Consider the following 17,841-nt stretch of genomic DNA (forward strand, 5'->3'; position numbering starts at 1 on the left):
CATTGCATATTTGGTAAGGCGGCAGGTTTACACTATGGATGTCACGTTTCTTCTGAACGGGGAAACCGTGCAGGTTGATGCGGCACCGACGCAGACCCTGCTTGACTGGTTGCGCGTGGAACGCGGATTAAACGGCACCAAAGAAGGCTGCAACGAAGGCGACTGCGGTGCCTGTTCGGTTCTGGTGCGCGACGCGGGCGGCGACAAAGCCCTGAACGCCTGCATTCTGTTCATGCCCCAACTGCATGGGAAATCCGTGCGCACCGTCGAAGGTATCAGTGGCCCTGACGGCCAGTTGCACCCGGTCCAAGACGCGATGATCAAACATCACGGATCGCAATGCGGCTTTTGCACCCCGGGGTTTATCGCCTCTATGGCCGCAGGCCACGCCCAAGGCCGCACTGATCATGACGATGTGTTGGCGGGCAACCTGTGCCGCTGCACCGGTTACGCGCCGATCATTCGCGCAGCCAAAGCTGCTGAAGCAGCCCCCATACCAACATGGCTCGACGATGACTTACCCGCTGTGCCCCCAGCCCCCTATGCTCCCCAAACGCTCGATGAACTGGCCACATGGTACGCCGCCAACTCGGATGCGACCCTGATCGCGGGGGCCACAGATGTGGGGCTTTGGGTGACCAAGCAATTGCGGGATCTGCCAAATGTGGCTTTCTTGAACCGTTGCGCGGAACTGCGGGCGATCAATATTGATGAAGACATTCATATTGGCGCGGCCGTGACAATGACCGAGGTTCTGGCGCTTGCGCGTGACCACCATCCGCATTGGGCCGATATGATCCGCCGCTATGGATCCGATCAGGTGCGCAATGCTGCGACGATTGGCGGGAACATCGCGAACGGGTCGCCCATCGGGGATAACCCGCCCGCGCTGATCGCTATGGGGGCCACGTTACACCTGCGTCGCGGGGATGCGACCCGCGACATGGCCATCGAAGACTTTTTTATCGCATACGGCAAACAAGATCGCGCGCCGGGTGAACTGGTGACAGGGGTCACCATCCCCAAATCCGCGCCAGACCTGCGCTGCTACAAAATTTCGAAACGCTTTGACCAAGATATCTCTGCTGTCTGCGGCTGTTTCAATATCACGGTCACCGATGCCGTGGTGACAGACGCACGCATCGCCTTTGGTGGCATGGCAGGCACACCGCACCGCGCATCCAATGTTGAAGCCGCGCTTATTGGGCAGCCGTGGACGCAGACCACGATCGACACGGCGGTAACCGCATTTGCAGCTGATTATACGCCAATGTCTGATATGCGGGCATCGGCCACCTATCGCCTCGAGATCGCGCAAAATCTGCTGCGCCGCTATTTCGCGGACAGCAAGGGACAGGCCACCAACGTTTTAGAGGTGACCCCATGAGCGTTGCAAAACCACTTCCACATGATGCTGCCCAACTGCATGTGACCGGGGCCGCCCGGTATATCGACGATATTCCGACACCAGCGGGCGCCTTGCATCTGGCCTTTGGCACGTCAGAGATCGCGCGCGGCAGCTATACGATGACGCTTGATGCCGTGCGTGCCACACCCGGTGTGGTGGCCGTGATCACGGCGGATGATTTGCCGTTTGAAAACGACGTATCGCCATCGGTGCATGACGAACCATTGCTGGCCACCGGGACGGTGCATTATCTCGGCCAGCCGCTGTTTTTAGTTGTTGCCGATAGCCACCTGAGCGCCCGCAAAGCGGCGCGCTTGGGTAAAGTGGATTACGTCGAAGAAACCCCGATCCTGACGATCGCACAGGCGCTTGCCGCTGATAGCCGATTTGAAGATGGCCCCGTTATCTGGGCCAAAGGCGATGTGGATGCGGCACTATCGGATGCGCCCCGCCAAGTATCGGGTACGTTGAACATGGGCGGGCAGGAGCATTTCTACCTCGAAGGGCAAGCCGCCGTCGCAGTGCCGCAAGAGGGTGGCGATATGTTGGTGCATTCGTCGACCCAGCACCCCACCGAAATCCAACATAAGGTTGCTGAGGCCATTGGCGTGCCGATGCATGGCGTCCGGGTCGAAGTGCGGCGCATGGGCGGCGGTTTTGGCGGGAAAGAAAGCCAAGGCAATGCGTTGGCCGTATCCTGTGCGGTGGCTGCGCGAGCCTTAGGCCGCCCTTGCAAAATGCGATACGACCGCGACGATGATATGATGATCACCGGAAAGCGGCATGATTTCCGGATCGATTATGTGGCGGGCTACGATGACAACGGCAAGCTGACGGGCGTCGATTTTACACAAATGACCCGCTGTGGTTGGGCACTTGACCTATCACTTCCGGTCGCCGACCGCGCGATGCTGCATGCGGATAACGCCTACCACCTGCCCGCCGCGCGGATCACATCGCACCGGCTCAAAACCAACACCCAATCGGCCACCGCTTACCGTGGGTTTGGCGGACCGCAGGGTGTGTTTGGCATTGAACGGGTGATGGATCATATCGCCGATGATCTTGGGATCGACCCGGTGGTCGTGCGGCAACGCAACTATTATGCTCCAATGCCCCGTAAGGTGGATCTTGATCCACCCTACGTTCAAACGACACCCTACCACATGCCCGTCACTGATTTCATTTTGCACGACATGACGGATCGCCTGCTGGAAACCTCTGACTATGCCAACCGTCGCAGCGCAATCGCCACGTGGAATGCCGAGAATCCGATCCTGAAAAAAGGGATCGCGATCAGCCCTGTGAAATTCGGAATTTCATTCACCCTATCGCACCTGAACCAAGCGGGCGCATTGGTGCATGTATATCAAGACGGCTCTGTGCATCTAAACCACGGCGGCACCGAAATGGGCCAAGGTCTGTTTCAAAAGGTGGCGCAGGTCGCGGCCAGCCGCTTTGGGATCGATGTCAGCGCCGTGAAAATCACCGCAACAGATACGGCCAAAGTCCCCAATACATCCGCGACAGCGGCATCGTCTGGGTCAGATTTGAACGGGATGGCTGTCGCCAATGCATGCGACACGATCCGGGACCGGATCGCAGCTTGTCTGGCAGATATCAACGGCACCACCCCGGCACAGGTGCAATTTGCAGATGGGCAAGTCACTGTCGCTGGGCAAACCTTTACCTTCGCGCAGGCCGCAGGGCTAGCCTATTTCAACCGGGTGAGCCTTTCGGCGACAGGGTTTTACAAAACGCCCGGCCTGAAATGGGACCGTGTCAAAGGCACGGGCAACCCGTTCTTTTATTTCGCCCAAGGTGTTGCAATCACCGAAGTCGTCATCGACACGCTGACAGGTGAAAACCGCATTCTGCGCACGGATATTTTGCATGACGCGGGTGCCTCCCTTAACCCCGCCCTTGATATTGGCCAGGTCGAAGGCGGTTATGTCCAAGGTGCTGGTTGGCTAACCACCGAGGAACTGATCTGGGACGACAAAGGGCGGCTGCGCACCCACGCGCCATCAACCTATAAAATCCCGGCCTGTTCTGACCGACCCGATATTTTCAATGTGGCGCTTTGGGACGCGCCGAACCCTGCGCAAACCATCTATCGGTCCAAAGCCGTGGGTGAGCCGCCGTTCATGTTGGGTATATCTGCATTCCTTGCGCTGGCAGATGCAGTCCGCGCCTGCGGGCCACACTACGGTGACCTGCAAGCCCCGGCCACCGCCGAAGAAATCTTGCGCGCCGTCGGACGCACCCGCGCATGACAGACAGCATCCGCATCACAATCACAAAGACCGCCGGATCAACCCCGCGCGATGCGGCCACACAAATGATGGTCTGGGCAGACCGCACCGATGGGACAATCGGCGGTGGGCGGCTTGAATTTGATGCAATCGCACGAGCGCGCACCATGTTGAAAAATGGTTCTGCACCGCAGCAGCAAACGATCCCGCTTGGACCGCGCCTTGGGCAATGTTGCGGCGGGTCCGTTTCATTATTGTGGGAACAGGCCGGTGCAATGACTGCACCGCAAACCCGGCCTTTGTGGATTTATGGTGCGGGCCATGTCGGGCGGGCTATCGTCAACGTTATGGCCCCGTTGCCCGATTTCACAATCACTTGGATCGACACATCCGCCGACAGGTTTCCACAGACCGACATCACCACATTGATCGCAACAGACCCTGCCGCAGCCGTCAAACATGCGCCCGCAAATGCAGATCACCTGATCCTGACCTATAGCCACGATATGGACCTTGCGCTGTGCCACGCGATTCTATCGCGCGATTTTCACAGCGTCGGCCTGATCGGTTCTGCGACAAAATGGGCGCGTTTTCAGTCACGTCTCGCGGCATTGGGGCACACGCGCGCACAAATTGCACGTATCGCGTGTCCAATCGGGGATCCATCACTTGGCAAACACCCGGCGGCCCTTGCGCTTGGCGTGGCGACCGCGATGATCGCCGACCAGAAACACCGGACCAAGGACCGTACCGCATGACACAACCGTTACTTGCCCTGTCCGGGTTGACCAAAGCCTACCCCGGTGTCGTCGCCAACAAAGATGTATCGTTCAACATTCTGCCCGGCGAGGTCCATGCGCTTTTGGGTGAAAACGGCGCGGGAAAATCCACCTTGGTGAAAACGATCTACGGGTTGGTCAAACCCGACAGTGGCACGATGATGCTAAATGGTGCGCCATTCACGCCAACCGAACCCCGCGCTGCGCGCGCATCGGGCGTGGCGATGGTGTTTCAGCATTTTTCGCTGTTTGACGCGATGAACGTCGCAGAAAATATCGCGCTCGGCATGGAAAACCCGCCGCCGCAGCGCGAAATCGCGGCACAGGTCCGCGCGGTATCGGATCAATACGGGCTACCGTTGGACCCAACACGGATCGTGGGCGAATTGTCGGCGGGAGAACGCCAGCGGGTCGAAATCATTCGCTGCCTTCTTCAAGATCCCAAATTGCTAATCATGGATGAACCGACATCGGTGCTGACCCCACAAGAAGTCGAAATCCTATTCAAAACCCTGCGCAAGCTGAGCGCGGAAGGCACCGCGATCCTTTATATCTCACATAAACTCGAAGAAATTCGCGCCTTGTGTAAGAATGCGACCGTATTGCGGTTAGGCCAAGTGGTCGGCACCTGCGACCCACGGACGACAAGTGCGCGCGATATGGCCGAACTCATGGTGGGCTCTGCGCTACATGTGCCTGAACGCGCCGCACGTGCGGCAGGCGATACCATTCTTGCGCTCAAAGGACTCTCCGCCAATGCCCCACATCAATTTGGCACCGCCTTGCAGGACATCACAATCGACGTGAAAAAGGGCGAAGTGCTGGGCATCGGCGGTGTGGCAGGTAACGGCCAAGACGAATTGGTCGCGGCCCTGTCCGGTGAAATGCGCACCGCAGATGGCATGATCAGCTATCAAGGTAAAAACATCGGTCACTTGGGACCAAATCAACGCCGTAAGGGCGGTCTACTCACCGCGCCCGAAGAACGAATGGGTCATGCCGCCGCCCCCGATATGTCGCTGATTGAAAATGCCGCGCTAACCGCGACCACGCGCAAAGAATTGGCCACTAAAGGTTTCCTGAACTGGCGCAAGGCCCGCAGTTTTGCCGAGGACGTGATCACCACATTTGATGTGCGCACGCCGGGTTCCAACAACACCGCACGGTCGCTCTCGGGTGGGAACCTGCAAAAATTCGTCATCGGGCGCGAGATTATGCAAGACCCCGTTGTCTTGGTCGTGAACCAGCCAACATGGGGGGTCGATGCCTCTGCCGCCGCCGCGATCCGTCAGGCCCTGCTTGATTTGGCTGCCAATGGTGCCGCCGTGATTTGTATTTCGCAGGATTTGGACGAGCTGATGGAAATTTCGGACCGCTTTGCTGCGTTGAACGAAGGCAGGCTGTCCGCCCCACGCCCAGCGCAGGGTTTGACCGTCGAGGAAATCGGCCTCTTGCTTGGTGGCGCGCATGATATGGAGGTCGCCCATGTTGATGCTTGAAAAACGCCCCCAGCCATCAAAGACGTGGACATTGGCGGCCCCGATCCTCGCGGTGATCCTGACAATGATCTGCGGCGGATTGCTGTTCGCGGCATTGGGCAAGGCCCCGCTGGAAACGATCCGCACCATTTTCCTTGATCCGCTGTTTTCTGAATTCGCATGGTTCTACCGCCCGCAACTGCTGATCAAAGGCGCACCGCTTGCCTTAATCGCGATTGGGTTGTCGTTTGGGTTTCGCGCTGGGATCTGGAATATCGGGGCCGAGGGCCAGTATATAGTAGGCGCCATTTGCGGCGCGGCTGTTGGGTTGGCCGTCTACCCAACTGAATCGATCTTTATCTTTCCGCTGATGGTCATCGCAGGCGTGTTGGGTGGGATGCTTTGGGCGCTGATACCCGGAATATTAAAGGTCAAATTCGACACCAACGAAATCCTTGTGTCCTTGATGTTGGTCTATGTGGCTGAACAGTTACTCGCGTCCATGGCGCTGAGCACATTGCGCAACCCCGAAGGCATGGGGTTCCCCGGATCGCGCAACTTGGCCAAATATGACAGCGCAAGCAGTTGGATTTCGGAAAACGCAGGCATGCATTGGGGTGTCGTCGCGGCGTTCATCGCGGTGATCTTTGCCTATGTGACCCTATCGCGGCACCAATTTGGATTTAACGTGCGCCTTGCTGGTCAAAGTCCGCGGGCGGCACGGTTCGCGGGCGTGAACCCGAAACTACTGGTGCTGGTCTGCATGGGCATTTCAGGCGGGCTTGCCGGGGCCGCTGGCCTATTCGAGGTCGCAGGCCCAGCAGGTCAAATCAGCATTGATTTCAACGTGGGCTACGGCTTCACCGCAATTATCGTGGCCTTCCTCGGGCGGCTCCACCCCATCGGTATTCTTTTGGCCGCCGGGCTCATGGCGCTGACCTACATCGGCGGCGAAATCGCGCAATCTAACCTCGGGCTTCCGGGCGCTGCAATCCAACTGATGCAAGGGATGCTGCTGTTTTTCTTACTGATGGTAGATGTCTTAACAAACTACCGCGTGCGATTTGGCAAAGGGGCAACAACCTAATGGACCTCTCAGCAATCAATCCCATTCTCTTACTTGCCTCGCTTATGGTGGCGGCAACTCCGATTATCTTGGCGGCAGTCGGTGAATTGATCGTCGAACGTGCGGGGGTTTTGAACCTTGGTGTTGAAGGCATGATGATCACCGGTGCTGTCTGCGGGTTTATCGTGGCGGTGAATACCGGATCGCCATTTCTTGGGTTTATCGGCGCAGCCATTGGCGGCGCGGTCCTGTCGTTGTTATTCGGGTTCCTGACACAGTTTTTGCTTGCGAACCAAGTCGCCACAGGGCTTGCGCTAACGCTATTCGGGTTAGGGCTATCGGCACTGATGGGCCAAAACTATATCGGGATCAAAGCACCAGAATTCCCCGATTGGCATATTCCACTGCTCGGCGATATTCCCGTCATCGGTCCCATCGTGTTCCAGCATGACCCTATGGTCTATGTCGGGTTGGCCATTGTCGTGGCCGTTTGGGCGTTCCTGAAATTCAGCCGTGCGGGTCTGGTTCTGCGTGCGGTCGGCGAAAACCACGAGGCGGCCCACGCGCTGGGCTATCATGTTGTGCGGGTGCGGATGCTGGCGATTATGTTCGGCGGGGCCTGTGCGGGACTTGGCGGCGCGTACCTGTCGCTGGTCCGGGTGCCACAATGGACGGAAGGTATGACCGCGGGTGCTGGCTGGATCGCACTGGCGATTGTGGTTTTTGCTAGCTGGAAACCCATGCGGCTTTTGCTGGGTGCCTATTTATTTGGCGGCGTGACTGTTTTACAGCTAAACTTACAAGCGGCGGGGATGGCGATCCCTGTCGAATATCTTTCCATGTCGCCCTATCTGGCAACCATCGCCGTTCTTGTTATTATGCGGTCTGGACGCGCGCCAGGTTCACTGGGCCAATCATTTCACGCCTCACGTTGAGGCACACCACCAAGGGGAAATCTATGACGATGAAAACTATTTTGGCAGGGGCAACACTTGCCGCGAGCCTTTCAACCACAGCTTTTGCTGACGATCCAACCAAGGTTGGCTTTATCTATGTTGGCCCCGTCGGCGACGGCGGCTGGACATATGAACACAACCAAGGCCGCTTGGCTGTTGAAGAAGAATTCGGCGAAGCGGTTGAAACTGTGTTCGTTGAAAGCGTTCCAGAAGGTGCAGACGCAGAGCGCGTTATGCAGCAGATGGCACTTGGCGGTGCTGACCTGATCTTTACCACATCGTTTGGGTACATGGACCCAACCATCAACGTGGCCGAAAAATTCCCTGACGTGATGTTTGAGCACGCGACAGGCTATAAGCAAGCCGACAACGTATCTGTTTATTCAGCGCGCTTTTACGAAGGCCGCGCCGTTCAAGGGCACATTGCGGGTCAAATGACCGAAAGCAACGTCATCGGTTATATCGGGTCATTCCCGATCCCCGAAGTCATCCGTGGCATCAACGCGGCCTACATCCAAGCCAAAGCCGTGAACCCTGACGTCGAATTCAAAATAGTTTGGGCCTACACATGGTTTGATCCGGCAAAAGAAGCCGAAGCCGCAAGTGTTCTGATCGAACAAGGCGCTGACGTGATCTTGCAGCACACAGATTCAACTGCACCGCAGGCAGCAGCACAGGCAGCTGGCAACGTTGTGACATTTGGTCAGGCGTCTGACATGGCTGAATTCGGTCCATTCCCACGCGTGTCTTCTATCATCGACAACTGGGGACCCTACTATATCGCCCGCACACAAGCTGTGATCGATGGCACATGGGAAAGCACAAACACTTGGGATGGTATCGGAGCTGGCATGGTTGGCATCGGTGAAATCTCTGATGCGGTACCTGCTGACGTAAAAGCATCGGCAGAAGCCCTGCGTGATAGCCTCGCATCTGGCGAATACCATGCTTTCACTGGCCCGCTGAACAAACAAGACGGTTCAGCATGGTTGGCTGATGGCGAAACCGCTGACGACGGCACATTGGCCGGCATGAGCTTCTACGTTGAAGGTCTGACAGGCGATATTCCACAATAAACCCCGATAAGACCGTTTTAGAATTGGCCTCACCGAAAGGTGGGGCCTTTTTTGGTATTTACACTACCCTTGGCACATACGCTGATACGATTCTTCGCCTCAAAGGCATCACCCACCTCGCTCTGATTGCAGTGGCTCGCCTTATTTGCCTTCATTCACACTCCCATCACACCACCTACGGACACATTAGTGACACATACTCAGCCAAAGGTTGCATTCCGCATTATTTCCACCAACACGTCAGGAAAGACACACTAAAATAAGTAGACTATTACTGATGAGTATTGAGCGCCGCTATGATGAAAATAATTATTTTTTAAATCAACACGTTAAAAAAGAAGTACTTGGATTTTTTTGCTTGGCTTTAGCCGTTCCACCGGAAGAAACGCACGCCCAAAATCTAGAACGATTACGAATCTATTTCGATTACACGGTAAAATAACAATCAAAAGTTGCAAACTGAATTGCGGCAGTCTGCTTATACAAAAGTATAGGTTGTTTCTAATCACCATTGGGCGGAAATATGCTCACAGCTTTTACAATTTGAACAACGAGTTATGGAGAACAATCATGGGTCTTAGCGTCTTTAAGTCTTACAAAAATATAATTTCGACAGTCGCGCTGACGACAGCGCTTGTTGCACCTGCGGCAACGATGGCTGGCGAAGTTTCGCTAAAGTCTGCTGATGGCACAGTGAACCTCGTGGGTGAGTTTGTTTCGTTCACAGATAACAACTACGTCATCCGCACAGCTCTTGGTGAACTGCGTATCGCTGCATCCCGTGTAAGCTGTGAAGGTGCTGACTGCCCAACCTTTGGCGTCGCTGACGCCGACATCACCATCGTTGGTTCCGACGCGATTGGTCTTGGTGTGATGCCGCTGCTGCTGTCTGGTTACGCTGCGAACCTAAACGCCGACGCAACACAAACAGGTACCGGCACAGACGGCCAGTTCATTACCGAAATGGTTGGCGACGAAGGCTTTGGTGATCCGCTTGGTTCTTACTTGGTCACGTCAGCAGGCTCTAACGACGCATTTGCCACTTTGCTTGATCGTTCTGCACAGGTTGGCATGGCATCACGCCGCATCACCCCGGGTGAGGCACGTGCGCTCCGCGCTGACGGCGCAGGCAACATGGTCAGCATCGATAGCGAACACATCATTGCGGTCGATAGCTTGGTTGTGATCACCCACCCAGACAACCCTGTGAAAACTGTGACTATGGAGCAGCTCCGCGGCATCTATAACGGCAGCATCTCGAATTGGTCCGAACTGGGCGGCGACAATGCAACAATCACTTTGGTTGATCGCGCAACAGATTCTGGTACCCGTGAAGTCTTTATGAGCCGTGTATTTGGCGATCAAGCGCCAGCACCTTTGTCCGACACAATCGTCGTTCCTGGGAACAACGAAATGGCTGCGCAAGTCAACGCAGATGAAACAGCGATCGGCTTTGTCGGTTACGCGTTCCAACGTGGCGCAAGCGCGCTGACATTGGTGAACGATTGCGGGATCACAATGACACCTGACGCGTTCTCAGCCCGGACCCAAGAATACGCGCTACAGCGTCTCTTGTACCTCTATACACGTGACGACACCGCAGACGCCGCAACAATGGACTTCATCCACTACGCTGAATCCGAAGCGGCAGACGAAGTCATCGCAAAAGCCGGGTTTATTGACCTCGGCGTTGATCGTCGCGAACAATCACTTGATAGTGGCCGCGCGCGTACGTTGCTCGACCCCAATGTTGACGCCTACGAAGGTGGTGTTATGCGCGAAATGCTGTCTCAGATGGTTGACTATGACCGCCTGTCAACAACATTCCGCTTCCGCACCGGCTCGCAAAACCTTGATGAACGTGGCCTCTTGAACCTTGAGCGTTTGACCGACTATCTCGAAACGCAGCCAGAAGGCACAAAGGTTCTGTTCGTTGGCTTCACAGACGATGTAGGCGCATTCGACAGCAACCGTGATTTGTCGCAATCTCGTGCAGCTCAAGTCCGGGCAGAACTGCAAAACCTCGCAGGCGACCGCTTGGCAGGACTTGAAATGGACACAGCTGGTTACGGTGAAGTTTCACCATCAGCGTGTAACAACTCCGAAAACGAACGCCAAATCAACCGCCGCGTTGAAGTATGGATCGAAGCCGCGAACGGCTAAACCATCGGGCGGGCGCACACCAGCGCCCGCCACCATTTCCCCTATTCTCTCTGTTAATTCCCGATTAGTGCACGCCATGCGCGCGCTGCTTTGATGCCGCATCTTTTGGATGCCTACGGCGACCGGAACGCAGATCCTCAAACACGACTGCCAGACGCAGCCTGTGGCATGCAAATCTGGCGACGCATAGGAGTTTACGATGACACCTTTTAAAACCACCAAACTGTTGGGCACAGCTTGTATTGCGCTGATGACGCTTGGTGCGACTGCCCCACACGCGCAATCGCTTGACCCCGCGCTTTATGATGGCGGCAAGGCCCGTGTGAACCGCGCGTTTGCGTTGCGCGGCATGACCGAAGCCCTTGCCTCTGCGAGCTGCCGCTATGACGGCGCATATGACCTAGAAACCGCTCGCGTCGATCTTCAGCACGTTCACGATTATTTTGACGCGATCTTGCACGGGCTGGAACATGGCGACCGCGCGCTCGGCATGCCCGGCGAAGAAACCACACCGCGCATTTTGCAAGCAATTGCAAAAACGCATGAACTTTGGGACCCGATGGAAGCCGCTTCGCTTCATATGCTTGAAGGGACCGCGACAGACGAAGAAGTCGCGATCATTACCGAAGGGTATCACGCGCTGTTTGAGCAAACCGACATCATGGCCGCCGACATTTCCGGCGAATACACCAACCCACAAGAATTGCTGCAAAGCGATGCAACTGTGCTGAACTTTGCGGGGCGTCAACGTATGTTGGCACACCGGATGACACGCGCGACCTGCGAACTGGCGCATGGGGTTCACCTCGAAGAAGCACGACGTGAACTGGCAGAAACGGTCGAAACGTTCGATCTGACTTTGAACGCATTGCGTGACGGGATGCCTGCCGCAGGGATCAATCCACCGCCAAATGAGATGGTTCAAGCGGAACTGGACAAGGCCCATGCCGCTTGGCAAGAAAACCGCGTGATCTACGACGAAATCCTGGGGGAAGTACACGCGGCAACACCCGAGGACGTCAGCGCCTCAAATGCGCTCACGACTGAACTCGTGCTTGAGATGAACAACATCATCACGCTGTACCTGATCGCCGCACCGGGCAAAAAAGGCACCTTCCGGGTCCCTCTCGAGGCATATGTTGATGCAGAACTGCGGACTTGGGCTGCGGACCCGCGCGTGATCGATGCGGTCAAAGCACAAAACATCACCAACGCTGGAATGGCCGAAGATGCCGTGATCGCGCTTGACCAGCAGTGGCGGGCAGAAGCCTCTGGCGATGGTGGACCACTGATGACAACGGCTTTGGAAAACGATGTGTCCGCATGGCTGCGCATGCACCAAGAAGAAACCGCTGGCTTCGTGACTGAAGTGTTCATCATGGACTACCTCGGCTTGAACGTCGCACAAAGCGTGGCAACCTCTGACTTCTGGCAAGGCGACGAAGCCAAGCACCAGCAGACCTATAGCGTTGGGCCGGATGCGCTGCACATCAGCGACATCGAATTTGATGACAGCACCGGCTTCTACCAAGCCCAAGCATCACTGACCGTCGTTGACCCAGACACCGGCGAAGCCATCGGCGCAATGACATTCGGGATCAATGTCCAAAGTCTGATGTAACACACGAAATACCGCTCACGAACCAAGGCGCGCGCAGCAATGCACGCGCCTTTTTTGTATGCTTGAAGAATTAGGTTTGTTGGCACACCAAAGGCGAATGGTGCTTTTCGCCTTGCAACCAAAGGTGGATCCCCAATTGACCTATGCAGTAGTGTTCCTGATTTGCCAGATTTGCCTCCCGCTATGGGCGCAGATACGAAATCGATCCGTCGTCGCTCTTTTTACCATCGCGATGATGCTATACATTGCCTTAAGCTGCGCCGATTTTGTTGTCCTGAGCCTGACCCGCAACGCAATGACATCCGATCAACCTGCAAACGTAGATACCTACTACATCGTTGGTCTCTCCAACGCCGCGCTAGGCAACGCATTTCCGATGGCCTTTTTCGCAACCGCTACATGGATGCTCTCCCGATATGGCGCTCTTATCTATCCCAGAACAACTGTGTTGCTATTTTGGTTCCTACACATCTCTCTCTTATGTACGAACTTTCTTCCAAGTTTCATGTTCAACATTTTTCCGCACCCACGCCACTACATTGATTACCCCGACTTCTTGGCATCCATCAATCTAGTTACCGCCTTTACATCGCTTCTCAGCTTTCTCGCTGTTGTTGTTCTTTGTGGGCTGCTGGTCTGGTCATCATTCAACGCACGGCGCCGCACATGGTTTAAGCGCCCAACACCACCTCCCCTTGCCTACGCCGCGCGCACCTTTTAAGTGGGGAACAAGCTTGATCAAAAGGAACCGCCCATATGGCCAGCAATCAATTTGTCTATTTCATGGACGGCGTGTCCAAAACCTATCCCGGTGGGAAAAAGGTCTTTGAAAACATCCGTCTAAACTTTCTCCCCGGTGTAAAAATCGGTGTGGTCGGTGTGAACGGCACCGGTAAATCGACCCTGATGCGGATCATGGCGGGCCAAGACAAAGATTTCGTCGGTGAAGCATGGGCGGCCGAAGGCGCGCGCGTGGGCTACCTGCCGCAGGAACCCGTCCTTGATGCGAACCTGACCGTGCGTGAAAACGTCATGCTGGGCGTTGCCGCCAAAAAGGCGATCCTTGACCGCTACAACGAAGTCGCGATGAACTATTCCGAAGAAACCGCCGACGAAATGGCCGAACTACAAGACCAGATCGACGCGCAGAACCTCTGGGACCTCGACGCGCAAATCGACATCTCGATGGAGGCCCTGCGCTGCCCAGCCGACGATGCCGATGTGACCACGCTCTCTGGCGGTGAAAAACGCCGCGTGGCCCTGTGCCAGCTGCTGCTTGACGCGCCAGACATGCTGCTGCTCGATGAGCCGACCAACCACTTGGACGCCGAAACAATCGCATGGCTGCAACAGCACCTGATCGATTATAAAGGCACCATCCTGATCGTCACCCACGACCGGTATTTCCTTGATGCGATCACAGGCTGGATTTTGGAGCTGGACCGCGGGTCTGGCATCCCGCACGAAGGCAACTATTCCAGCTGGCTCGAAGCCAAAGCAAAACGGATGGAACGCGAAGCAAAAGACGACAAGTCCAAGCAACGCACGCTTGCGCGTGAACTTGAATGGATGCGGCAGGGCGCCAAAGCCCGCCAAGCCAAATCCAAGGCGCGGATCGCGTCCTATAACGAAATGGCGAACCAATCGGAAAAAGAAAAAGTGGGCCGCGCCCAGATCATCATCCCCAACGGACCACGTTTGGGCAATAAGGTGATCGAGGTAGAAAGCCTGAAAAAAGCGATGGGTGACAAGCTGTTGGTCGAAGACCTGTCGTTTGATCTGCCTCCGGGCGGCATTGTCGGCGTGATCGGGCCCAACGGCGCGGGTAAATCCACGCTCTTTGGGATGCTCACCGGGCAGATCGAACCTGACGAAGGGTCCGTGACATTCGGCGATACCGTGAAGCTTTCTTACGTGGATCAGTCACGCGATGCGCTGTCAGATGAAACCACCGTTTGGGAAGAAATCAGTGGCGGCGCTGAAATTATCGAACTTGGCGATGCCTCTATGAACAGCCGCGCGTATTGTTCCGCGTTCAACTTCAAAGGCGGCGATCAGCAGAAGAAAGTCAGCCTGCTGTCAGGTGGTGAACGTAACCGCGTACACATGGCGAAACTGCTCAAATCCGGCGGCAACGTGCTGCTGCTCGATGAGCCAACCAACGATTTGGACGTCGAAACACTGCGCGCACTCGAAGACGCATTGGTCGATTTCGCAGGCTGCGCCGTGGTTATTTCCCACGACCGCTTCTTCCTCGACCGGATTTGCACACACATCCTCGCATTCGAGGGCGACGCCCACGTCGAATGGTTCCAAGGCGCGTTTTCCGACTACGAAGAAGACAAAAAAGCCCGGCTTGGCGCAGATGCGTTAGAGCCAAAGCGGATGAAACATAAGAAGTTCGTACGTTGATTGCAAAGCAATCAACGGGTGCGCGAAAGCGATTGCGCAGCAATTGCGGGCGCACAGCGTGAGATAATGAGGGCGGCTTTCGGGCCGCCCTTTACTTATTGGATCAGTGCCTTACACGGCTCACCTTGCGACACTCAAAGCAGGTAAGTTTCTTGATACCAGCGATGCACAGAGCGGTTTGCGGAATACCCCCAATCCTCCCAGTATCCTGCGCGACGGTCCATGAACCGCGCGCGACTATGGATGTTCGATTTCGATCAAGGTCTCAACGGTGACCCGTCTTGGAAAGCGGGGCATTGCGTTCACACTGCGGCTGCCGACATACCACCCCAAATCCGGATCGAAAAATTGCACGACCGCAGTGTCATTGTCCGCATCTGAGGGGCGTGTGATAGAAAACGCCCATAAGCGGCTGTCACCGTTTTCATCGGCCTCACAGCAGGCCATGCGCAGATTGATCTCAAAACCATACTCCGGGTCGACCCAAGCAATCGTTTTCCCATCCTCTAGGGGAAAAAAGGCAGGTTGGTCGTCAGCGATCACATCGGCGAGTTTTGCAACATCTTGCGGTGAAATAGTGTCATCTGAGGGAGAACCATTTTCTTGGGCCCCGACATATTTCACAGCGGCACCATCGCTTACGAAATTATTGCAAGCCGGCCTGCCTTCGCGGCATCGTTGGTGCAAGATAACACCGTTTTCCACCATAAGAATTTCAGTACTCTCCCGCCAAGAGTTGACCATGTGATCGCCGTCTGCGTCGCCTATCGTTTCGGTCATGTCATAGGTAAACACCGTTCCCGGCGCAGGGTAGATCGCATCTTGCGCGACTGCAGCTGTTGAAACCATCCACGGCGCGACGGCACAAACCCCAATAAGCTTCGTTTTAGATAGCATGATAAATTCTCTTAACCTTAATTGCGGAGCAAGCACTTTCGCTTGGTGCGATTTCCCTAGATCCGCCCAGCGTTGGCTAAGTCGCTATCGGCATAAATTTTGTCCTGTTTCGCATCATCTGAAAGCGGTGACAACCAGCTACGAAAGTTTCTCAGCTGAAGACCGACCAATGCTGCCGACGCAATCGACATGTTCACACATAATCCTCGTTGACGCCCACCTCGCATGTTTCCAAGGGGCGGGCGGTTTCACCGGGTGGCGGTGAAGCCCCCTCCCGTGGGGAGGGGTTTGAGGGTAGGAAAAGGTCCGGTGGACCTTTTTGACCGAAAACGGGCGAAGCCCCGGACCGGGGGCTGCCCGACTTATCAGTCGGGCAAGACATCTTGTTTCACATCCGCCCCAAAACTCTTGGGCTGTTCACCCCGCGCCTCGGCCTCTCGGTCTAATCTGTTCAGTATTTTCATCTGGGCATAGATCGCCTCTTCCACCCGCAAGGCTTCGCCAATTTTCATATTGGCCCATAGCCCCAATATCCGGCTGATCCGCGCCTGATACCCCGGCCCCATCGCCCGGTAGAATTTCGCAACGCTTTCGTCCAACCGCAGCGTGATCTTCATTTTGGGTTCTTCCACGTCCAGATCATGCTCTAACGTGTGCCACGCCAGCGGCACCTTATCGCGCAATTCCAGCGACAGGTCGGTCTGATCGATGCTCTCCTCGTACAGGTAACGCATCATCTTTTGACGGGCGATCCGTTCGGCTTTGGTCATGCGTGGCATTGGTATCTCCTGCCCCGCAAGTATTGTGTGGGCGAGTTAAATACCCCCAAAACAACCGTACGCCGGGGTCCGACGCGATGCCGACAACATGCCGATACACAACTGACGCAAATATTTTACTTGATTTATTGGCCCTAAGGTCCCACATGGGATTGGCAGACGTTATCCAACTCGACCACTGTTTTCCTATCCGGCTACAGTCTATCGATCTTGCACTGACTAAGCCAAGCCGTCGCAATTCTGCGGATGGCATTGATAAATAAAGGAAAACACGATGGCTACTGGCACCGTGAAATGGTTCAACACAACTAAAGGCTTCGGCTTTATCGCTCCTGATGGTGGTTCTAAGGACGTATTCGTTCACATCTCCGCTGTTGAGCGTTCAGGCCTGACAGGTCTGCGCGACGATCAGAAAGTTACTTTCGACATCGAAGCTGGCCGCGACGGTCGCGAATCTGCGATTAACCTCGCGCTCGCATAAGCGATTATTAAGAATTATGTGGCACGCGATCTTACGCGTGCCACAGCCCCTGCGTGCGATTTTTCGCTGCACAATACCCGTTTTCCCAAAATTGTTGATTTTGTCGCGCAGTCTGCCATGATTGCCGCGCGACGTTAAATTATCGACCGCTGTCTGCTTTTTCGGCCCAGTCCATCGATCTAACTTTGACTGCGCCAAACCGCTGCAGTTCCGCGAGCGGATGATATTGAAGGAAGACAAAGACATGGCTTCAGGCACTGTCAAATGGTTCAACACCACAAAAGGCTACGGCTTTATCGCACCCGATGGCGGCGCTAAGGACGTATTTGTTCACATTTCTGCGGTCGAGCGGTCGGGCCTTACGGGTCTGCGCGACGATCAAAAAGTTAATTTTGATATTGAAGCTGGCCGGGATGGGCGCGAAAGCGCGATCAATCTCACAGTCGCTGACTAAGCGTCACAGATAACAA

Annotated in this window: 16 protein-coding genes; 14 read left to right on the forward strand and 2 right to left on the reverse strand. The window is 55.5% G+C overall.

What is annotated here, in order from left to right:
• The first annotated feature begins 34 nt into the window (after window positions 1-34).
• The 12 genes from DS901_RS15730 (at window position 35) to ettA (ending at window position 15,214) form a co-directional block, all read left to right on the forward strand.
• On the forward strand, window positions 35-1,387 hold the full coding sequence (locus tag DS901_RS15730; RefSeq protein WP_113777847.1) for a xanthine dehydrogenase small subunit: 1,353 nt from the start codon (window positions 35-37) through the stop codon (window positions 1,385-1,387).
• Window positions 1,384-3,684: a xanthine dehydrogenase molybdopterin binding subunit gene (xdhB, locus tag DS901_RS15735; protein WP_113777848.1), complete on the forward strand. Its 2,301-nt coding sequence runs from the start codon at window positions 1,384-1,386 to the stop codon at window positions 3,682-3,684. The genes DS901_RS15730 and xdhB overlap by 4 nt, the downstream gene beginning before the upstream one ends.
• Window positions 3,681-4,421 (forward strand): xanthine dehydrogenase accessory protein XdhC, encoded by a 741-nt coding sequence (xdhC, locus tag DS901_RS15740; RefSeq protein WP_113777849.1) that lies wholly within the window; start codon window positions 3,681-3,683, stop codon window positions 4,419-4,421. The genes xdhB and xdhC overlap by 4 nt, the downstream gene beginning before the upstream one ends.
• Window positions 4,418-5,941, forward strand: coding sequence for an ABC transporter ATP-binding protein (locus DS901_RS15745; RefSeq protein ID WP_113777850.1), 1,524 nt, complete (start codon window positions 4,418-4,420; stop codon window positions 5,939-5,941). The genes xdhC and DS901_RS15745 overlap by 4 nt, the downstream gene beginning before the upstream one ends.
• Window positions 5,928-7,007, forward strand: coding sequence for an ABC transporter permease (locus DS901_RS15750; RefSeq protein ID WP_113777851.1), 1,080 nt, complete (start codon window positions 5,928-5,930; stop codon window positions 7,005-7,007). Before DS901_RS15745 ends, DS901_RS15750 begins: the two co-directional genes overlap by 14 nt.
• On the forward strand, window positions 7,007-7,921 hold the full coding sequence (locus DS901_RS15755; RefSeq protein WP_113777852.1) for an ABC transporter permease: 915 nt from the start codon (window positions 7,007-7,009) through the stop codon (window positions 7,919-7,921). The genes DS901_RS15750 and DS901_RS15755 overlap by 1 nt, the downstream gene beginning before the upstream one ends.
• 23 nt (window positions 7,922-7,944) lie before the next feature.
• The gene (locus DS901_RS15760) at window positions 7,945-9,018 is read left to right on the forward strand and encodes a BMP family ABC transporter substrate-binding protein (protein WP_113777853.1); all 1,074 of its coding nucleotides are present in this window, start codon (window positions 7,945-7,947) and stop codon (window positions 9,016-9,018) included.
• 277 nt (window positions 9,019-9,295) lie between these two features.
• A complete protein-coding gene (locus DS901_RS18825; RefSeq protein ID WP_181820894.1) occupies window positions 9,296-9,460 on the forward strand; it encodes a hypothetical protein in 165 nt (54 codons plus the stop codon).
• 128 nt (window positions 9,461-9,588) lie between these two features.
• Window positions 9,589-11,181, forward strand: a complete 1,593-nt coding sequence (locus DS901_RS15765; protein ID WP_113777854.1) for a phosphate ABC transporter substrate-binding/OmpA family protein — start codon at window positions 9,589-9,591, stop codon at window positions 11,179-11,181.
• Window positions 11,182-11,380: 199 nt separating this feature from the next.
• The gene (locus DS901_RS15770) at window positions 11,381-12,802 is read left to right on the forward strand and encodes a type IV pili methyl-accepting chemotaxis transducer N-terminal domain-containing protein (RefSeq protein WP_113777855.1); all 1,422 of its coding nucleotides are present in this window, start codon (window positions 11,381-11,383) and stop codon (window positions 12,800-12,802) included.
• A gap of 58 nt (window positions 12,803-12,860) precedes the next feature.
• The gene (locus tag DS901_RS15775; RefSeq protein WP_113777856.1) at window positions 12,861-13,523 is read left to right on the forward strand and encodes a hypothetical protein; all 663 of its coding nucleotides are present in this window, start codon (window positions 12,861-12,863) and stop codon (window positions 13,521-13,523) included.
• Between the two features lie 35 nt (window positions 13,524-13,558).
• On the forward strand, window positions 13,559-15,214 hold the full coding sequence (ettA, locus tag DS901_RS15780; protein ID WP_113777857.1) for an energy-dependent translational throttle protein EttA: 1,656 nt from the start codon (window positions 13,559-13,561) through the stop codon (window positions 15,212-15,214).
• Between the two features lie 237 nt (window positions 15,215-15,451).
• Here ettA and DS901_RS15785 read toward each other — a convergent pair whose 3' ends face one another.
• Window positions 15,452-16,111, reverse strand: coding sequence for a hypothetical protein (locus DS901_RS15785; RefSeq protein WP_113777858.1), 660 nt, complete (start codon window positions 16,109-16,111; stop codon window positions 15,452-15,454).
• A 365-nt stretch (window positions 16,112-16,476) separates the two neighbouring features.
• A complete protein-coding gene (locus tag DS901_RS15790) occupies window positions 16,477-16,890 on the reverse strand; it encodes a BrnA antitoxin family protein (protein ID WP_113777859.1) in 414 nt (137 codons plus the stop codon).
• Window positions 16,891-17,164: 274 nt separating this feature from the next.
• Between DS901_RS15790 and DS901_RS15795 the strand changes: the two genes are divergently transcribed.
• A complete protein-coding gene (locus DS901_RS15795) occupies window positions 17,165-17,371 on the forward strand; it encodes a cold-shock protein (RefSeq protein WP_106357803.1) in 207 nt (68 codons plus the stop codon).
• A gap of 244 nt (window positions 17,372-17,615) precedes the next feature.
• Window positions 17,616-17,825, forward strand: coding sequence for a cold-shock protein (locus tag DS901_RS15800; protein ID WP_113778070.1), 210 nt, complete (start codon window positions 17,616-17,618; stop codon window positions 17,823-17,825).
• The last annotated feature ends 16 nt before the right edge of the window (window positions 17,826-17,841 follow it).

The sequence above is a fragment of the Loktanella sp. D2R18 genome, assembly GCF_003318235.1.
GTDB lineage: Bacteria > Pseudomonadota > Alphaproteobacteria > Rhodobacterales > Rhodobacteraceae > Yoonia.